This is a genomic window from Pseudomonas sp. StFLB209 (assembly GCF_000829415.1).
Classification (GTDB): domain Bacteria; phylum Pseudomonadota; class Gammaproteobacteria; order Pseudomonadales; family Pseudomonadaceae; genus Aquipseudomonas.
Map to the genome: position 1 here is coordinate 1,128,508 of NZ_AP014637.1, position 19,830 is coordinate 1,148,337.

General features: G+C 60.5%; 14 protein-coding genes. 8 read left to right on the top strand and 6 right to left on the bottom strand.

What is annotated here, in order from left to right:
- The first annotated feature begins 219 nt into the window (after positions 1–219).
- The 4 genes from PSCI_RS05250 to PSCI_RS05265 all read left to right on the top strand — a co-directional run bounded on the left by PSCI_RS05250 (position 220) and on the right by PSCI_RS05265 (position 3,859).
- Positions 220–708 carry a DUF3015 domain-containing protein gene (locus tag PSCI_RS05250; protein WP_045483712.1) on the top strand — a complete coding sequence of 163 codons (489 nt, stop codon included), beginning with the start codon at positions 220–222 and terminating at the stop codon, positions 706–708.
- 62 nt (positions 709–770) lie between these two features.
- Positions 771–2,636, top strand: a complete 1,866-nt coding sequence (locus PSCI_RS05255) for an Lnb N-terminal periplasmic domain-containing protein (protein WP_045483715.1) — start codon at positions 771–773, stop codon at positions 2,634–2,636.
- A 78-nt stretch (positions 2,637–2,714) separates the two neighbouring features.
- A complete protein-coding gene (locus tag PSCI_RS05260) occupies positions 2,715–3,065 on the top strand; it encodes a hypothetical protein (protein WP_045483718.1) in 351 nt (116 codons plus the stop codon).
- A 290-nt stretch (positions 3,066–3,355) separates the two neighbouring features.
- Positions 3,356–3,859, top strand: a complete 504-nt coding sequence (locus tag PSCI_RS05265) for a GreA/GreB family elongation factor (RefSeq protein WP_045483721.1) — start codon at positions 3,356–3,358, stop codon at positions 3,857–3,859.
- Between the two features lie 370 nt (positions 3,860–4,229).
- On the opposite strand, the gene gdhA is transcribed toward PSCI_RS05265, so the two are convergent.
- A complete protein-coding gene (gdhA, locus tag PSCI_RS05270) occupies positions 4,230–5,570 on the bottom strand; it encodes an NADP-specific glutamate dehydrogenase (RefSeq protein WP_045483724.1) in 1,341 nt (446 codons plus the stop codon).
- A gap of 194 nt (positions 5,571–5,764) precedes the next feature.
- Positions 5,765–7,432 (bottom strand): energy-dependent translational throttle protein EttA, encoded by a 1,668-nt coding sequence (ettA, locus tag PSCI_RS05275; protein ID WP_045483726.1) that lies wholly within the window; start codon positions 7,430–7,432, stop codon positions 5,765–5,767.
- A 550-nt stretch (positions 7,433–7,982) separates the two neighbouring features.
- Here ettA and PSCI_RS05280 point away from each other — a divergent pair.
- Positions 7,983–11,804 carry an EAL domain-containing protein gene (locus PSCI_RS05280; protein WP_045483729.1) on the top strand — a complete coding sequence of 1,274 codons (3,822 nt, stop codon included), beginning with the start codon at positions 7,983–7,985 and terminating at the stop codon, positions 11,802–11,804.
- 198 nt (positions 11,805–12,002) lie between these two features.
- Positions 12,003–13,256: a serine hydroxymethyltransferase gene (gene glyA, locus PSCI_RS05285; protein ID WP_045483732.1), complete on the top strand. Its 1,254-nt coding sequence runs from the start codon at positions 12,003–12,005 to the stop codon at positions 13,254–13,256.
- Between the two features lie 549 nt (positions 13,257–13,805).
- Here glyA and yjiA read toward each other — a convergent pair.
- The 3 genes from yjiA to PSCI_RS05300 form a co-directional block, all read right to left on the bottom strand.
- Positions 13,806–14,786: a GTPase gene (yjiA, locus tag PSCI_RS05290; RefSeq protein WP_045483736.1), complete on the bottom strand. Its 981-nt coding sequence runs from the start codon at positions 14,784–14,786 to the stop codon at positions 13,806–13,808.
- Between the two features lie 91 nt (positions 14,787–14,877).
- Entirely contained in the window at positions 14,878–15,075 is a 198-nt protein-coding gene (locus tag PSCI_RS05295; protein WP_045483739.1) for a YbdD/YjiX family protein, read from the bottom strand.
- A gap of 24 nt (positions 15,076–15,099) precedes the next feature.
- Complete coding sequence (locus PSCI_RS05300; RefSeq protein WP_045483742.1) at positions 15,100–17,175, bottom strand: carbon starvation CstA family protein; 2,076 nt, start codon at positions 17,173–17,175, stop codon at positions 15,100–15,102.
- 274 nt (positions 17,176–17,449) lie between these two features.
- On the opposite strand from PSCI_RS05300, the gene PSCI_RS05305 reads away from it, so the two are divergent.
- Positions 17,450–17,818: a PilZ domain-containing protein gene (locus PSCI_RS05305; RefSeq protein WP_045483745.1), complete on the top strand. Its 369-nt coding sequence runs from the start codon at positions 17,450–17,452 to the stop codon at positions 17,816–17,818.
- 5 nt (positions 17,819–17,823) lie between these two features.
- On the opposite strand, the gene radA is transcribed toward PSCI_RS05305, so the two are convergent.
- On the bottom strand, positions 17,824–19,191 hold the full coding sequence (radA, locus tag PSCI_RS05310) for a DNA repair protein RadA (protein WP_045493866.1): 1,368 nt from the start codon (positions 19,189–19,191) through the stop codon (positions 17,824–17,826).
- 196 nt (positions 19,192–19,387) lie between these two features.
- On the opposite strand from radA, the gene mscL reads away from it, so the two are divergent.
- On the top strand, positions 19,388–19,822 hold the full coding sequence (mscL, locus tag PSCI_RS05315) for a large-conductance mechanosensitive channel protein MscL (protein ID WP_045483748.1): 435 nt from the start codon (positions 19,388–19,390) through the stop codon (positions 19,820–19,822).
- Positions 19,823–19,830 lie beyond the last annotated feature (8 nt).

Here is a 19,830-nt window from a genome sequence, read left to right on the forward strand (position 1 = left end):
GGACACCACTTGCAAGACAGTTGCACGCTACCCGCTGCCCATTGCCACCCTCAATAGGCTGACGGATGTCAAAACCTCCCAATAAACCGTAATAAATCACGGAACCCCGCTACGCCGCCTAGACTCCAACCTGCGCATACTGGCCAGTATGGCCTTTTTGCACTAATGCAATGACGCATGCACCCGACCACTCAGGTTGACCAGAAAGAGAATAAAGCTATGAAACGGATTCTTCTTGGAACGCTCTTCGCCGCTGCATCTTTCAACGCCATGGCCCAAGCGCCAGGCGGCCCGGACTGCGGCTGGGGCAACATGCTGTTTGAAGGCCAGCGCGGCACTCCTGCTCACTTCCTGGCGTCCACCACCAACGGCACCTCCGGTAACGCCACCTTCGGCATGACCAGCGGTACCAACGGCTGTTCCACCAATGGCGCGCTGACCTACGGCGGCAAGTCCTGGATTGCCATGAACGGCATGATGGACGAGCTGAGCAAGGACATGGCCATGGGTCAGGGTGAAGCACTGACCACCTACGCGGTGGTTCTGGGTGTTGCGCCACAAGACCGTGCGCGTTTCGCGGCTGTCACTCACGACAACTTCTCGAAGATCTTCAACAAAGCTGACGTCACCGCCGAGGACGTTCACGCCAACACCCTCGATGTGCTGAAAAACGACGCGACCCTGGCCAAGTACGCGACTCAGGCCTGATGCTCGTACCGCTCCCCGGCTCACGGGGAGCGGTTTCCCACTTTTCGAACAGTTGCCCGCCCATGCTCAAACGTCTCGCCTGCCTGACGCTGTTTGTCTGCGCCCCGCTGTGCGCAGCCCCGCAAGTGGCCCCACAAGTCAATAACGAACGTTTGCAGCAACTGGCCAGCGACCCGTTCTGGCTGTCTCTGGGCCACTATGAAAAAACCCGTCTGAGTGGCTGGCGCAGCCACGTCGACGACCCGAAATTCTTTCTTGCCGCCAATGGTGCGCATGACCCATATGCCGAACTGAGTGCAACCCTGGCGGCGATCCGGGCTCCCGAGCTCGATCAGCAGCCCCATGCGCAATGCACTTACCCGGCCCGCACCCGCTGGCTGCGCAATCAGTTGCAGTTGCGCGACCTGCCAGTGGTGGACTGCAAGGAATTCAACGAGTGGTTCAAGGATGTCTCGCCCGACAGCACCACGCTGGTGTTCCCGGCGGCCTACCTGAACAGCCCGTCATCGATGTTCGGCCATACCCTGCTGCGTATCGACCCGGCCAGTGCACGATCCAACAACACCACCCTGCTCAGCTATGCAATCAACTTCGGTGCATACATCGAGGGCTCGGACAACAGCATCCTGTACGCCTGGAAAGGCCTGGCAGGCGGCTATCCGGGCCTGTTCGCGCTGGTGCCCTATCAGGAAAAGCTCGCCGAATACCGCAGCCTGGAAAACCGCGACCTGTGGGAATACCGGCTGAACCTGAGCAAGGAAGAAACCGAGCGTATGGTCGAGCATGTCTGGGAGTTGAAGCAAATTCGCTTCAGCTACTACTTTTTTGACGAAAACTGCTCCTATCGCTTGCTGGAATTGCTGCAAATCGCCCGGCCCGGCCTGCAACTGACCGATCAGTTCGAACTGACGGCGATCCCCACCGACACCGTCAAGGCGGTCAAGGCCGCCGGGCTGGTGGACAAGATCGACTACCGCCCGTCGCGTGAGCGCGAATTGCTCAGCCGCGCCGAGCCACTGGACCACACTGAGCAGCAGTGGGTGCTGGCCGTCAGCGCCGACCCGGCGCAACTGCAAAGTGCCGATTACCTGGCCCTGCCAGCCGAGCGGCGAGCCTTGATTCAGGACGCTGCTTACCGTCTGGAGCGCTACCGTGCCAACGGTCAGGAACGTGACCGTAACAGCGCCCAACGCAGCTTCGAGCTGCTGCGCGCGATCAACCAGAATCCGCCACCGATGCTGCAGATCGACCAGCCGGGCCTGCCCGAAGAAGGTCATCAGTCACGCACCTGGCAATTGGGCGTGGGCAGTCATGCTGACAAGGCGTTTGCCGAGTACGGGCTGCGCATGGCCTATCACGACCTCAACGATAACGCCTACGGCTTCCCGCTGGGTGCGCAAATCGAAATCCTGCAGCTCAAACTGCGCCAGTACGAGGGCAACGACTGGAAACTGCAGCGCCTGGACCTGGCGACCATTCGCTCGCTGACGCCGCGCAATGAATTGCTCAAACCCTGGTCATGGCAGGTCTCCGGCGGTCTGGAGCGCGTGCCGGGCAAGCATGGCGAACAGACGCTGGTCAGCCACGTCAACGGCGGCGGCGGCGCGACCTGGCAACTGAGCGACAACCTGCTGGGCTTCGCCTTGGGTACCGCACGGCTGGAGCATAACAATGACTTCAGCGCCTTTGTCGCGCCCGCCGCCGGCTTCAATACCGGAGTGCTGTGGCGAAACCCGCTGGGCAACCTGAGTGTGGAGGCCAAGGGCGACTATTTCACCAATGGCGAAGTGCGGCGCAGCATCAGCCTGAACCAACAGTGGGAGGTGTCGCGCAATCTGGGCCTGCGCCTGACCGCCCAGCGCGACTTCACCCATCTGGGCGATGCGCAGAACGAGGTGATGCTGCAATTACGCTGGTATCACTACTGAACACTTTTTCGACGAACTGTTGACCGGCTGCGTACCTGGCATTGACTAGACTTTCCTCAGTAACCGAGGAATTCGATCATGAACATGCGTATGGCGTTGTTGGGCCTGATCGTAGTGCTTGCAGGATGCCAGTCGACCCACGAGCAATTGTTGGCCGAGGGTTATCCACCGGCATTCGCCGATGGTTTTCAGGATGGTTGCGGCAGTGGACGACAGGCGGCAGGCTCGATTGGCGGGCAATACCGCAAAAACGTGCCTCGCTACCTCAAAGAAAAGCTGTATGCCCAAGGCTGGGACGATGGTTTGCGTCAGTGCCAGGCGATGCAGGAAAGCCGCGACCGGGAAAGTAACGGCTGGAGCAGTGACCGGGACCGTGCCTGGGAACAGCAGAAGACCCGCGACAAGGCCAGGGCTTATCGTCCCGACTGAGACGAGAAGCACCGCCTGGGGGTCGCAAACGGACATCCACAACACTCACTCGCAGCGCATGCTGAGTCTTGTCCGGGATTCCCGAGCGCTGCGCCCGTAGTCATGCAAACCTGTTTCGCCCGGTCATGCCGAAGGGGCTGTTGACGTTTCAGCGCGCCCCGCAGGGCCGTGGCTTTTTTAGCGCACGCATTGCGACAGAGTGAAGCCTATGCAGGCCGACAAAACAGACCGCGGCGCGGTTGTGATGAAACGTCAACAGCCCCTAACCTTGCATCTACGGGAGGAAAATCATGAGTCGTGCGTTCGTCAACGAAGACAGCAATGCCGAACAGACCAGCCAGCCGGTAGAGCGGCTGGTCAGCGAGAGCCCCAATTACGTCACCGCCCATGGGCTGGTGCAGTTGCAAAACCAGGTTCGTGCGCTGCAGGGGCAGCACCGCGAGCAGACCGAACTGGGCGAGAAGGCTGACAAACAGCGGCTGGTGAATATCGAGCGCGACCTGCGCTACTACACCCAGCGCCAGCAGAGCGCCCTGGTGGTAACCCCGGCGTTATCCACAGAAAAGGTGCAGATCGGCAGTTGGGTGACCTATGCCGATGAACACGACCATCGCCAGCGCGTGCAACTGGTCGGCGAGGACCAGGCCGATGCCGCTCATGGCCTGATCAACTGGGGCTCACCACTGGGCCGTGCCCTGCTCGGTGCGCAACCCGGTGATGAAGTGCTGTGCAAGCGCCCGGCCGGGGATCAACTGATCGAAATACTGGAGATCGAGGCTGACGCAGGCCCGTGACAGCAATACCGGTCAGTCATGGACAACGCGGTCACTGTGGGAGGAGCCAGAGCCACTTAACTGATCGGCATTAGCCCCATACTGTCCACTTAGGTACTGCATGCCCCCGGTGGGAGCGACCTTGGTCGCGAAGAGGCCAGTAAAAACACTACATCTGCTGTGAATGTACCGCCGTCTTCGTCGGCAAGCCGACTCCCACCGGATAAGTTCTGCATGCGTCTGTAGTCGCGAAGAGGCCAGCAAACTCGCTGCATCTGCTGTGAATGTACCGGCCTCTTCGTCGGATTACCGCCCAGACCAAGCTCGCTCCTACCGGAGTACCTAAAGCACTTAACCGAACAGTATTGGCATCAGTCCATGAAAGGCTGAATCAGACCACGCCTTGCGCCAGCATGGCATCGGCGACCTTGACGAAGCCTGCGATGTTGGCACCTTTGACGTAGTTCACGCTGCCGTCAGCTTGCTGGCCGTAATGCACACAGGCATTGTGGATCGACTGCATGATGCCATGCAGCTTGCTGTCCACTTCACCGGCGCTCCACAACAGGCGCATGGCGTTCTGCGACATTTCCAGACCACTGACCGCGACACCGCCGGCGTTGGAGGCTTTGCCCGGCGCGAACAGCGTCCTGGCTTCGATGAACAGGTCAACGGCATCGAGGGTGGTTGGCATGTTCGCGCCTTCAGCCACGCAAATGCAGCCATTGCGCAGCAGGGTCCGGGCGTCTTCGCCGGTCAGTTCGTTCTGGGTGGCGCACGGCAGGGCGATATCGCAGGCCAGGCTCCATGGCGTCTGGCCTTTGCGGAACTCCAGGCCAAAGCGTTCGGCCAGTTCACTGATGCGCCCACGCTTGACGTTTTTCAGCTCCATCAGCGCATCCCACTGCTGATCGTTCAGACCCGCCTCGATGTACAGGGTGCCTTCGGAGTCGGACAACGAGATAACCTTGCCGCCCAGGTCCATGACCTTGCGTGCAGCGTACTGGGCCACGTTGCCAGAACCGGAAATCGCCACCCGGCGACCGTCGATGGCCTTGCCGTCACGCTTGAGCATTTCTTCGGCGAAATACACGCAACCGTAGCCGGTGGCCTCTGGGCGAATCAGGCTGCCGCCGTAGGTCATGCCCTTACCGGTCAGCACCGACGTGAACTGGTTGGCCAGACGCTTGTACTGACCGAACATGAAGCCGATCTCGCGCGCGCCCACGCCAATGTCGCCGGCCGGCACGTCGAGGTCAGCACCGATGTGGCGGTACAGCTCACTCATGAATGCCTGGCAGAAGCGCATGACTTCGGCGTCGCTCTTGCCCTTTGGATCGAAGTCCGAGCCGCCTTTGCCGCCGCCCATGGGGAGCGAGGTCAGGGAGTTCTTCAATACCTGTTCGAAGGCCAGGAACTTGAGTACCGACAGATCCACCGAGGGGTGGAAACGCAGGCCGCCTTTATAAGGGCCGATGGCGCTGCTCATCTGGATGCGATAACCGCGGTTGACCTGAACCTTGCCCTGATCGTCGACCCACGACACGCGAAACAGCACCGCACGCTCCGGCTCGACCATACGTTCGATGATGCCGGCCTCAAGGTAATGCGGATTGGCTTCCAGAAACGGCCAGAGGGTTCGCAGCACCTCTTCCACTGCCTGATGAAACTCGGGCTGGGCAGGATCGCGTTGCTTCAGACGAGCAAGGAAAACATCGACGGATTCGGTCATTGGAACGTCTCGACAGAGTGGCTATTTGTAGGAATTTTCCCGGACTCTACCAACTCAAAACGCACTTAAAAAGTGCGAAATGTCGTTTTTATGAATTTTTCTGGTGCAAATATATAAATAACCGCTGTGAAGACGGAAATCCGAGCACAAAAATGGGGCCATAAAGGCCCCATTCCTGTGCAGCTACAGCCGGCTTATTGGGCCAGCTTCTTGTGCCGGACCCGATGCGGCTGGGTGGCAGCATCGCCCAGGCGCTTCTTGCGATCGGCTTCGTACTCGGTGTAGTTGCCTTCGAAGAACACAATGTTCGAATCGTCTTCGTAAGCCAGGATGTGAGTTGCCACGCGGTCCAGGAACCACCGATCGTGGGAAATCACAATCGCTGCGCCCGGGAAGTCCAGCAGGGCCTCTTCCAGGGAGCGCAGGGTTTCGACGTCGAGGTCGTTGGACGGTTCGTCGAGCAGCAGGACGTTACCGCCCTCCTTCAGGGTCAGGGCCAGGTGCAAACGGCCACGCTCACCACCGGACAGATCCTTGACGAACTTCTGCTGATCGCCACCCTTGAAGTTAAAGCGCCCCACATAGGTACGCGACGGAATCTCGTAGTTGCCGATGCGGATCTGGTCGGAACCGTCGGAGATCTGCTGGAACACGGTCTTGCCGCCATCGAGGTCGTCACGCGCCTGGTCGACACACGCCAGTTGCACGGTTTCGCCGATCGCGATGCTGCCCGAGTCTGGCTGCTCCTTGCCCATGATCATGCGGAACAGGGTCGATTTACCTGCGCCGTTACCACCGATAACGCCGACGATCGCGCCTTTTGGCATGGTGAACGACAGGTTATCGATCAGCACCCGATCACCGTAGCTCTTGGTGACATTCTTGAACTCGATCACGTTGTCGCCCAGCCGCGGACCGGCCGGAATGTAGATCTCGTTGGTCTCGCTGCGCTTCTGGAATTCCTGCGATTGCATTTCTTCGAAGCGTGCCAGACGGGCCTTGGATTTGGACTGGCGGGCTTTGGCGCCTTTGCGCACCCACTCCAGCTCTTCCTTCATGGCTTTTTCGTGTGCGCTCTGTTGCTTGGACTCCTGCTCCAGACGCGCCGACTTGGTTTCCAGCCAGCCCGAGTAGTTGCCTTCGTACGGGATGCCTGCGCCGCGGTCGAGTTCAAGGATCCAGCCAGCGACGTTATCCAGGAAGTAACGGTCGTGGGTAATGGCTACCACAGTGCCCGGGAAGTCGTGCAGGAAGCGCTCCAGCCAGGCCACCGAGTCGGCGTCCAGGTGGTTGGTCGGCTCGTCAAGCAGCAGCATGTCCGGGGCGGACAGCAGCAGGCGGCACAGGGCGACGCGGCGTTTTTCACCACCGGACAACACCGCCACCTTGGCGTCCCAGGCCGGCAGGCGCAGCGCATCGGCGGCGACTTCCAGCTGACGCTCCAGGTTGTGACCATCGGCAGCCTGCAAAATGGCTTCGAGCTTGGCCTGTTCGGCGGCCAGCTTGTCAAAGTCAGCGTCCGGCTCGGCATAGGCGGCATAGACTTCGTCGAGGCGCACCTGGGCGTCCTTGATCACGCTGACCGCTTCTTCAACCACTTCACGGACGGTCTTTTCCGGGTCCAGTTGCGGCTCCTGCGGCAGATAGCCGACATTCAGCTCAGGCATCGGACGGGCTTCACCGTCGAACTCGGTGTCGACGCCAGCCATGATTTTCAGCAGGGTGGATTTACCCGAGCCGTTGAGGCCCAGCACGCCGATCTTGGCGCCCGGGAAGAACGACAGGGAGATGTTTTTGAGAATTTCCCGCTTCGGCGGCACTACTTTGCTCAGCCGATGCATGGTGTAGACGTATTGAGCCAAAACCTGGACCTCGCTCGAAAACGTGATTGAAAGCCTTGCCTGGCAAGCAAAGCCATAAAGAAGCAATTATTCAGATTCAGAGCAGCAAAATTGCGCGGGCCGCGCGACGCGGTCGGAACACCGGGCAGGCTGCATTGCGTACGACAAACAAGCGCCACTCAACTGCGCTCAGGGTCGGCAAGCTTAACCCAAGTCGGCGGACGCTGGCAGGGGGGCTGCCCGGCGACAGCCCGAAATCCGCCGTTACGCCGCAGGCAGATACCGCCCTGGCGATATGACTAAAAAAGGTGCAGAAAACCCCTTGAACAATGCCAGATCCGGCTTAATTCTTTGCCGGTCCTTGCCGAGTAACAGTTACGCGCCTTGAATTGATCAAATGCGAAGTGAAATACGGCAAATACAACCAACCGAACGGGCCGACAAACAGGCGTGACCACCAATAAACGCTGGCACTTAGCCACAACTAAAGGCATGCTAGCCGCCATTTGGGCGCCCGGCTTATAGTGCAGGCTGCATTCGCTGCTTCAGTCCAGTAGTCAGGAACATCGACTTGCCCACACCAACGGCTTCTACATCATCGCGTAGCGTCAAGAATTCCAGTCAACTGCCTGTGCGTGGTTCACTGAAAGGCGCGTTGGCCGCTCTGGTGTTGGTGATGCTCGCCCTGTTGCTGTGGCAATCCTTCGAGCAGTTTCAACAGACTCAAGAGCGTCAGCGCCAGCGCAGCCTGGACTACAGCATGCAGCTGGCAGACCGCCTGAGCCTGAACCTGACACTCAGCGCCCAGGTCAGCGTGAGCCTGCTGGATGAGGCGGTCAGCGTCGGTCAGTCGCTGGAGCAGCCCTCGACCCTGGACAACCTGCGCCAGGCGCTGCCGGCCCTGCAAAGCGTGGCCTGGCTCAGCCCAGCCGGCGATATCATCAAAGACAGTGCAATGGGCGCCGGTGACGCAGCCTTTCTCAAAGAGCAACTGCGCAAAGCCCAAGGCAAGCCGTACTACTACACCAACGCCAGCGACGGCCGGCTGGTTTACCTGTTGGTCCGTCAGGCGGGCGGCATTACCGGTGACTACTGGGCATTGCGTCTGGGCCGGGAGGCACTCAAGCCGCTGACCCAGCAACCGTCCCACGACTTCATGCACCTGTGGCGCCTGGAAAATCGTGACCAGTCGCAGATTATCGCCCGTGACGGGCATCGCAGTAATGGCAACCTGCAAACGGTGCTGCTGCAACCGATCAGCAACAGCGACTGGCAACTGCATGGTTTGTTCGATGCCCGGCAAGAGCGCGAGGCGCTAGTGTTGCCACTGATTTTCAAGTGCGTGCTGGCCATGATGTTTGCCATCCTGCCCTTGATTACCCTGTTTGGCTTGCGTCGCCGCCAGACCCAACTGGTTGAAAGCCGCCGCCGTTATCAGGGTATTTTCGAGGGGGCAGGCGTTGCCATCTGCGTGCTCGACATGTCCGCGCTGTTTACCTTGCTCGACAGCTTGCAAGTGCGCAATGCCGAGGATCTGGACAGGCTGATCAAACACCAGCCCAGCCAGTTCAAACGGCTGCTCCAGCAATTGCACATCACAGAAGTCAATCAGTTCGCGCTGGACCTGCTGGGTATCGAGAACAGTCAGCAGGCCTGGGACTCGCTGATCGACGCAAACCCGAGAAACCCCGCAGGCCCAGGAACACGGATCATCCGCGCGGTCCTTGCCAATGAGCCGAGTCTGGAGCTGGAAATTCGCCTGACCCGTGACGCTGGTGAAGACCAGCATCTCTGGCTGGTCATGCGCCTGCCCGAAGAGCAGAGCGACTACGACTCGGTGATTCTCAGCATTGGCGACATCACTAGCCGCAAGCAGATGGAACTGTCGTTGCTGGACCGCGAAAGCTTCTGGTCCGACGTGGTTCGGACCGTGCCCGATCACCTGTACGTGCAAGACGTGCCCAGCCAGCGGATGATCTACAGCAACCACCATCTGGGGCAGACGCTGGGTTACAGCAAGACTGAACTGCAAAGCATGGGTGAGTTTTTCTGGGAGTTGCTGCTGCACCCCGACGATGCCAGCAACTACCGGGACATGCGCCTGCGCCAACGCCATCATGGGCACAACGAACTGCTGCAATGCGTACTGCGCTTTCGCGACTGCCAACAGAGCTGGCGCCATTTCGATATCCGCGAACAGGCGATGGCCTGGGACAAGGATGACCAGGTCACGCGGATCATCGGTATTGCCAAAGACATCACCCACCAGGTGACCGCCAGCCAGTCGCTGCGCGACAGCGAACAGCGCTACCGGATGCTTGCCGAAAGCATCAGCGACGTTATCTTCTCCACTGATCGGGGTCTGGAACTCAACTACGTCAGCCCGTCAGTCGAAACGGTACTGGGCTACAGCGCCGACTGGATTGTCCGCAATGGCTGGAGCGCGGCGCTGGCTAACCCGCAGCAACTGACCGGCATCTACAGCCTGATCGTTCGTATCCGCAAAATGTTGAACAAGCCGCACGACCTGGAGCGGCTGCGCAACGAAGTGCCGACCCGTCAGTTCGTCTTCGATTGCCTGCGCGCCGATGGCCGCAAGATTCCTATTGAGCTGCGCCTGGTACTGGTCTGGGACGAGCATGGCAGTTTCGAGGGCATCCTGGGCGTCGCCCGCGACGTCAGCCAGCAACGCCGGGCTGAAAAAGACCTGCGCATGGCGGCTACGGTTTTCGAGCACTCGACTTCCGCGATCCTGATCACCGACCCGGCCGGTTACATCGTGCAGGCCAATGATGCTTTCACCCGGGTCAGTGGCTACGAGGTCCACCAGATCCTGGACCAGTTGCCGACCCTGCTGACCGTAGAGCACGAAGAGGCGCACCTGCACCAGGTGCTCCGGCACCTTAACCAGCGCGGCAACTGGGAAGGCGAGGTTCAGCTCAAGCGCCGCAACGGCGAGCAATACCCGGCCTGGGTCGGGATCACCGCAGTCCTTGATGATGAAGGCGACCTGGCCAGCTATGTGTGCTTCTTCAGCGACATCAGCGAGCGCAAGGCCAGCGAGCAGCGCATTCATCGCCTGGCCTACTACGACGCCCTGACCCACCTGCCCAACCGCACCCTGTTCCAGGACCGCCTCCATTCGGCATTGCAGCAGGCCGAGCGCCAGAGCGCCTGGGTGGTGCTGATGTTCCTCGACCTCGACCGTTTCAAACCGATCAACGACTCGCTCGGCCATGCCGCCGGCGACCGCATGCTCAAGGAAATGGCCAGTCGGCTGCTGGCCTGCGTGACTGATGACGATACCGTGGCACGCATGGGCGGCGACGAATTCACCCTGCTGCTGCACTCCGGCGCTACCCGTGAGGTTGCCCTGAACCGCGCCATTCATGTGGCCGAACAGATTCTCAACAGCCTGGTCACGCCGTTTGTTCTGGAGGGCCGCGAGTTCTTCGTCACTGCCAGTATCGGCATTGCCCTGAGTCCCCAGGATGGCCATGAACTGAGCCAGTTGATGAAGAACGCCGACACGGCGATGTATCACGCCAAAGAGCGCGGCAAGAACAACTTCCAGTTTTACCAGGCCGACATGAACGCAACCGCGCTGGAACGCCTGGAGCTGGAAAGCGATCTGCGCCACGCGCTGGAACAGGAAGAGTTCGTGCTTTACTACCAACCGCAGTTCAGCGGCGACGGCAAGCGCCTGACCGGCGCCGAGGCACTGCTGCGCTGGCGCCATCCACGACGCGGGCTGGTGCCACCGAACGACTTCATTCCAGTGCTCGAAGAGCTTGGCCTGGTCATGGAAGTTGGCGACTGGGTACTGGCCGAGGCCTGCCGCCAGCTCAAGACCTGGCACCAGGAACGGGTTCGGGTGCCGAAGGTGTCGGTCAATATTTCTGCCCGTCAGTTTGGCGACGGGCAACTGGGCGAACGCATCGCTGCCACCCTCAGGGACACCGGGCTGCCCCCGGCCTGCCTGGAGCTGGAACTGACCGAAAGTATCCTGATGCGTGAAGTCGGCGAAGCCATGCAGACCCTGGCCGGCCTCAAGAATCTCGGTTTGAGCATCGCGGTTGACGACTTTGGCACCGGCTACTCATCGCTCAACTACCTCAAGCAGTTCCCGATCGATGTGCTCAAGATCGATCGCTCCTTCGTCGATGGTTTGCCCTCGGGCGAGCAGGATGCACAGATTGCCCGGGCGATCATCGCCATGGCGCACAGCCTGAACCTGTCGGTGATCGCCGAAGGCGTGGAAACCCACGAGCAACTGGACTTCTTGCGCGAGCATGGCTGCGACGAGGTACAAGGCTACCTGTTCGGCCGCCCGATGCCGGCCGGGCAGTTCGAGGCCCAGTTCAGCAATGACGCACTGTTCATGCTGGATTGAAGCGGCGGCAGGCGGCTTCAGCCGCGATGGGGTCAGGCCAGGCACAGCAGAGGTGTCGCCTGGTCAATGTTCGCGGATGAATCCGCTCCTACGAGCTTGCAGCTGCTTCACCCGACGGATGAGGCCCTTTCATATGCCAGAGATTCTCTGATGGGGTAGAATGCCCCCCTTTTCCGCTCCAAGCCCTCGAGGACAGCCATGTTCAGCCGTGATTTGACTATCGCCAAGTTCGACCCCGATCTTTTTGCCGCCATGGAACAAGAAGCCGTGCGCCAGGAAGAGCACATCGAGCTGATCGCTTCGGAAAACTACACAAGCCCCGCAGTGATGGAAGCTCAGGGCTCGGCGCTGACCAACAAGTATGCCGAAGGTTACCCGGGCAAGCGTTACTACGGTGGTTGCGAGTACGTCGACATCGTTGAACAACTGGCCATCGACCGCGCCAAAGAGCTGTTCGGTGCCGACTACGCCAACGTCCAGCCGCACGCTGGCTCCCAGGCCAACGCCGCTGTCTATCTGGCGCTGCTGCAGGCCGGCGACACCATCCTGGGCATGAGCCTGGCTCACGGTGGTCACCTGACCCACGGCGCCAGCGTCAGCTCGTCGGGCAAACTGTACAACGCCATTCAATACGGCATCGATGCCAACGGCCTGATCGACTACAACGAAGTCGAGCGCCTGGCTGTCGAGCACAAACCCAAGATGATCGTCGCCGGTTTCTCTGCCTATTCGCAGGTTCTGGACTTCGCTCGTTTCCGCGAAATCGCTGACAAGGTCGGCGCACTGCTGTTCGTCGATATGGCTCACGTCGCCGGTCTGGTCGCCGCTGGCGTCTACCCGAACCCGGTTCCGTTCGCTGACGTGGTCACCACCACGACTCACAAGACCCTGCGTGGTCCACGTGGCGGCCTGATCCTGGCCCGTGCCAACGCCGAGATGGAGAAGAAGCTCAACAGCGCAGTATTCCCGGGCGCCCAGGGCGGCCCACTGGAGCACGTGATCGCAGCCAAGGCGGTGTGCTTCAAGGAAGCCCTGCAACCTGAGTTCAAGGCGTACCAGCAGCAAGTGGTGAAGAACGCCCAGGCCATGGCCAGCGTGTTCATCGAGCGTGGCTTCGACGTCGTTTCCGGCGGCACCCAGAACCACCTGTTCCTGCTGTCTCTGATCAAGCAGGACATTTCCGGTAAAGATGCAGACGCCGCTCTGGGCCGTGCCTACATCACCGTCAACAAGAACTCGGTACCTAACGACCCGCGTTCGCCATTCGTCACTTCGGGCCTGCGTTTCGGCACCCCGGCAGTGACCACTCGTGGCTTCAAGGAAACCGAGTGCAAGGAACTGGCTGGCTGGATCTGCGACATCCTGGCTGACCTGAACAACGAAGCCGTGATTGATGCGGTACGCGAGAAGGTCAAGGCGATCTGTGCACGTCTGCCGGTTTACGGCGCGTAATCGCGTAGCCTGCTGCATGAAAAAGCCCGGCCTTGGCACCGGGCTTTTTTGTGGCCGCGAGTTACTTTGGACGCCGCATACTCGGTGGTGGCTTGCCGACGAAGACGCCAGCACATTCGCAGCAGATGCTGTGACTTTACCGGCCTCTTCGCGAGCAAACTCGCTCCCACAGAGGACATCAAGCACTTAATTGAATAGTATTGGCTTTAGCCGCGAATGGGTCTTTAGGCCGCTGGAAAATCCTTCATCGCGCTGCCTGAACTGCAGGTTTCGCCCTGCTGGGCGAGTGACTTTGGGGCGCCAAAGTCACCAAAGCGCTTGCTCCGGTCTTGGCCCCCTACGGGGGTCCCCTCACTCCGGTGCCGATTTGGCGGTCGGCGCGATGGGCGTCCTGCCCAGCGCACCTAAAACCGGCTTGCGTGCCGGTTTTCCCACCAAATCGACACCTCCAATCGGCCAGCGCCAATCGTCGCGTTCGGCGGTGTCTGTACCCTCTCGGCTCGAAGATCAAAATCAACGGCTCACACCTTACCGCTTGTAGCTTGTAGCTTAAGCTCCAACCAGCGCGGCAAACCCTGCGCGGATCTTCTCCTCGGGCAATTCATCGGCAATGAACACGATCACGCTTTCACGCGCTTCGTCTTCGGCCCATTCGGTGTCCCAGTCGAAACCGTACAGTTTAAGCACGCCCTGAAACACCAGGCGGCGTGGTTCGCCGGCGATGTTGAGCACGCCCTTGTAGCGCAGCAATTGCTTGCCGTGATCTTCCAGCAGGGTGTTCATGAACTCGCTGAGCCGATCGATATCCAGCGGCTGGTCAGTGCGCAGTACCAGGCTGGAGATGCGGTCGCCGTTATTGCCGGCCGGTGCCACGGGACGCAAGGTGATGCCACCGCCCAGGTCGGCATTGAGGTTGAAGCCACGCACGTCCAGTAACTCGGCCAGATCGATACGCCCGTGATCGACCGTACGGATCGGCGCACGACGGTTGATCCGCGCCAGACGGGCACTGAGCGCCTCGAATGTTTCGTCATCGACCAGATCACGTTTGCTGACCAGCAGCCGGTCGGCGAAGCCGATCTGGGCCTGGGCGATGGTCTGGGTCAGGTGCACATCGGCATGCGCCGCGTCGACCAGGGTGATGATGCCGTCGAGGATGTAGCGCTCACGCAGTTCCTCGTCGATGAAGAACGTCTGCGCCACCGGCGCCGGGTCGGCCAGACCGGTGCATTCGATCACCAGCCGGTCGAAAGCGATTTCGCCGCTGTCCAGGCGCTCCAGCAGCAGGTACAGCGCTTTGGTCAGGTCGGTGTGGATGGTGCAGCACACGCAGCCATTGGACAGGGTCATGACCTGGACCGGCTCGTCGCCGAGCAACTGGCTGTCGATACCGGCGTCGCTGAATTCGTTTTCGATCACCGCAATCTTCAGGCCGTGCTCGGCCTTGAGCAGGTGGCGCAGCAAGGTGGTCTTGCCCGCGCCCAGAAAGCCGGTCAGCACGGTAACGGGGATGGGTTGCAACTCGCTCATGGGGGCTCCTTGGCAGAGGCTTGCACTAAAAACAAAACGCGCCACAGGCAGGAACCTGTGGCGCGTCGGGTCAAACAGTCATGTCAGAGGTTCAACAACACTTCGGACCACTCTTGCCACCGTAACGGGCTTCCTGGCGTTCCCGGAAGAACTCCTCGTAGCTCATTACCGGTTTGTCCGGGTGCTTGTTCTGCATATGTTCCACATAGTTGTCGTAGTCGGGCATTCCCACCATCAGGCGTGCAGCCTGACCGAGGTATTTGCCCAGACGACCCAGGTCATTGAACATTGGCAGATCCTCGCATGACGCTCATCACACTTGTGCCCCTGGCGGCATTGGCTGGTACGGCGACTCTTTGTCGCTGCGCTCAGGCTTGCTCCAGGCCTGGCTACCCACTTTCAGGGAGTAGAACAGGATACTGCCGACCACGAACAGGAACAGCACACTGAGGCCTGCGTTGGTGTAGGCGTTCATGATCACGTGCTGCATCTGGTCCATGTTCTTGGCCGGAGCCAGCAGCTGGCCGGCTTCGGCTGCGGTGCTGTACTTCTTGGCCAAGGCCAGGAAGCCTACCGCAGGGTTGGAGTCGAACAGCTTGATCATGCTGGCTGTCACGGTGCAGATCAGCAGCCAGGCGGCCGGTACTGCGGTGACCCAGACGTAGCGCTGACGCTTCATCTTGATCAGTACGACGCTGGCGAGCATCAGAGCGATACCGGCGAGCATCTGGTTGGAGATGCCGAACAGCGGCCACAGGGTATTGATGCCACCCAACGGGTCGATCACGCCCTGGTACAGCAGGTAACCCCACAGCGCCACGCAACCACCGGTGCCGATGATGTTGGCCGTCCACGACTCGGTGCGTTTGAGGGCTGGAACGAAGCTGCCCAGCAGGTCCTGGAGCATGAAGCGGCCGGCACGGGTACCGGCGTCCACTGCGGTCAGGATGAACAGCGCCTCGAACAGAATCGCGAAGTGGTACCAGAAGGCCATGGTGTTTTCACCCGGCAGTACCTGGTGAAGGATCTGCGCGATACCCACCGCCAGGGTCGGCGCACCACCGGCACGGGCCAGAATGGTGTGCTCGCCGATGTCGGCCGCGGTGGCGGTCAGTTGTTCAGGGGTAATCAGGAAGCCCCACTCACTGACCTTGGCAGCCACCGACACGACGTCGCTGCCGACAATCGCCGCCGGGCTGTTCATGGCGAAGTAGACGCCTGGCTCGATGACCGATGCAGCGACCATGGCCATGATTGCCACAAACGACTCCATCAGCATGCCGCCGTAGCCGATGTAACGGGCGTTGACTTCGTTATCCAGCAGCTTGGGGGTGGTGCCCGAAGAGATCAGCGCATGGAAGCCCGATACCGCACCACAGGCAATGGTGATGAACAGGAACGGGAACAGGCTGCCTTTCCAGACCGGACCGGTGCCGTCGGTGAACTGGGTCAGGGCCGGCATTTTCAGCTCAGGTGCCAGAATCAGGATACCGATGGCCAGGCCGACGATGGTGCCGATCTTGAGGAAGGTCGACAGGTAGTCACGTGGCGCCAGCAGCAGCCAGACCGGCAGCATGGCCGCGACGAAACCGTAGCCGACCAGCATCCAGGTGATCTGCACGCCGGTGAAGGTAAAGCGCGGGCCCCAGACCGGATCGGCGGCAACCAGGCCGCCGAACCAGATCGATGCCAGCAGCAGCACGACCCCGATGATCGAGATTTCACCGATGCGACCCGGGCGGATGTAACGCATGTACACGCCCATGAATATCGCAATCGGTATCGTCGCGATCACCGTGAACATGCCCCACGGGCTTTCGGCCAGGGCCTTGACCACGATCAGCGCCAGCACCGCAAGGATGATGATCATGATCAGGAAGCAGCCGAACAAGGCGATGGTGCCGGGAATACGGCCCATTTCCTCGCGGACCATGTCGCCCAGCGAGCGGCCGTTACGGCGCGTCGACAGGAACAGGATCATGAAGTCCTGCACGGCACCGGCCAGCACCACACCGGCGATCAGCCAGAGCGTACCGGGCAGATAGCCCATTTGCGCCGCCAGCACAGGGCCGACCAGCGGGCCGGCACCGGCGATGGCCGCGAAGTGGTGGCCGAACAGGATGTGTTTGTTGGTTGGAACGTAATCCAGACCATCGTTATTGACGACAGCCGGCGTCGCGCGACGCGGGTCCAGCTGCATGACGTGGTTGGCGATGAACAGACTGTAGTAACGGAAAGCGACCAGGTAGATGGCAACCGCTGCCACTACGATCCACAAGGCGTTGATTGCTTCGCCGCGGCGTAGCGCGACGACCCCCAGGGCACAGGCCCCAATGATCGCCAGTAGCACCCAAGGCACATGGCGCATCAAGCTGTTGTTATTTTTCATATTGTTATTCCAGCAAAAGTGACTAGAAACCAGCAGTGCGAGTGTAGCGCTGTCGCAGCGAAAGGCCACCCCCAACCAAGGTATAGACACAAATTAATCAAAACGTAAAAAACCGCGGCCTAGAGCGTCCGGATCACGACTGGCGGGCCTGTCGGCCAGCGCCTGCGGTGCAGGTAGAACTGGTCGGCGCTGCACTTCGGGTTTATCTTGATTGCACACGCGGTCTGTTACCCAGACCTGCCCGCTGACCCGCTCAGCCCGAGGAGTGCACGTGATGACCGATTCCCCCGCAGATCGCCGGCGCTTCAAACGTATTGCCTTCGATGCCAGGACCAGCCTGAGCCAGGATGAGCGGACCTGGGCAGTGCAGTTGCTCGACCTGTCACTCAAGGGGTTACTGATCGAGCGCCCCGAAGCCTGGGACGGCGACACCCGCCGTAACTTTCTGGTCGACATCCACCTGAGCGCCGATGCGACGGTGCGCATGGAAGTTCAGCAAACCCACGACGACAGGCAGCACCTGGGCTTTGTCTGCCAACATATCGGGCTGGAGTCGATCAGCCACCTCAGACGCCTGGTAGAGCTGAATCTGGCGGACCATGACGAGCTCGACCGCGAGCTGGCGGCGCTGATTGAAATCTGAACGGTTTATTCGAACAAGGCATCCAGGGCCTGTTCAAGGCGGGTGACGGCGACGACCTGCAAGCCGGCAAATCCCTCTTTGGGCGCATTGCCCTTGGGTACGATGGCACGCTTGAAGCCGTGCTTGGCTGCCTCCTTCAGACGCTCCTGGCCACTGGGCACCGGGCGCACCTCCCCTGACAACCCAACCTCGCCGAACACCAGCAGGTCATGGGGCAACGGCCGGTTGCGCAGGCTGGACATCACCGCCGCCATCAGCGCCAGGTCGGACGCGGTTTCCAGCACCTTGACCCCACCCACCACGTTGAGGAACACATCCTGATCGTGGGTCGGGATGCCGCCATGGCGATGCAGCACCGCCAGCAGCATGGCCAGGCGATTCTGATCCAGCCCCAGAGTAACCCGGCGCGGGTTGGCCATATGGCTGTCATCGACCAGTGCCTGCACCTCGACCAGCATCGGCCGGGTCCCCTCCCAAGTGGCCATCACTACACTGCCAGACACCTCTTCCTGGGCGCGGCTGAGGAAAATCGCCGACGGGTTGGAGACCTCCTTGAGGCCCCGGTCAGTCATGCCGAACACCCCCAGTTCGTTGACCGCGCCGAACCGGTTCTTCACCGCCCGCAGCAGGCGCAGGCGGCCATCGGCTTCACCCTCGAAGTACAACACGGTATCGACCATATGCTCCAACACGCGCGGGCCGGCCAGCGCGCCCTCTTTGGTGACATGGCCGACCAGAAAGATCGCCGTACCGCTTTGCTTGGCATAGCGCACCAGCAGCGCGGTGCTTTCGCGAACCTGAGCCACACCACCGGGCGCCGATTGCAGCTGTTCGGTAAAGATGGTCTGGATCGAGTCGATGACCATGACCTTGGGTTGCTCGACCCTGGCAGTGGCAATGATCGACTCGATGCTGGTCTCGGTCATCACCCGCAGCTTGTCTTGCGGCAGCCCCAGACGCCGGGCGCGCATGGCCACCTGTTGTTGCGATTCCTCACCGGTGACATACAGGGCCGGCATGCTCTCGGCCAGATGACACAAGGTTTGCAGCAGAATGGTGGATTTGCCGATGCCGGGATCGCCGCCGATCAGGATCACCGAGCCATCGACCATCCCGCCGCCCAGCACCCGGTCCAGCTCGGTGGAGCGGGTAGAAAAACGCGGAATTTCTTCAACACTGACTTCGGCCAGGGTCTTGATCTGGGTCTGCGCCCCGGTCCAGCCACTACGCCCGCTGGGCGCCGCGGCTGCGCCGCTCTCCAGCACGGTTTCGACCAGGGTGTTCCACGCACCGCAGTCGGCACATTGCCCGGCCCATTTGGGAAAAGTCGCACCGCATTCAGTGCAACCGTACAAGCGCTTGGCTTTGGCCATGCAGCAAACCCCGCTGGCAAAAGCCGACATCATAACGCAGCCGGCCAGCAATACAGTTGGCCCGCCCGCCGGTGTTTTTGCACAGTTGGATAAAACTTGTCCGCTCGTGCCCGGTCGATTGCAGGTGCGGGGGGCAAACTGTCCCATGCTCTATTACACTGGAGCCGATCTTCTCATCTGTAACAAGGAATGACCCATGAGCATCGTTAACGAATTCAAAGCCTTCGCCGTCAAAGGCAATGTGGTCGATATGGCCGTGGGTATCATCATCGGTGCCGCGTTCGGCAAGATCGTCTCGTCGTTCGTCGGCGACGTGATCATGCCGCCGTTGGGCCTGCTGATTGGTGGTGTGGACTTCAGCGATCTGGGCGTTACCCTGCGTGCGGCGCAAGGCGATGCACCCGCCGTGGTCCTGGCCTACGGTAAATTCATCCAGACCGTGATCGACTTCCTGATTGTCGCCTTTGCGATCTTCATGGGCGTCAAGGCGATCAATCGCCTTAAACGCGAAGAAGCCAAGGCGCCGACAGTCAACAAGCAGGAGGTGCTGCTGAGCGAGATCCGTGATCTGCTCAAGGAGCAGAACAAACCTGCCGCCCCGGTGACCGTCGATCCGAACAAGCCGTTTTGACATCCTCC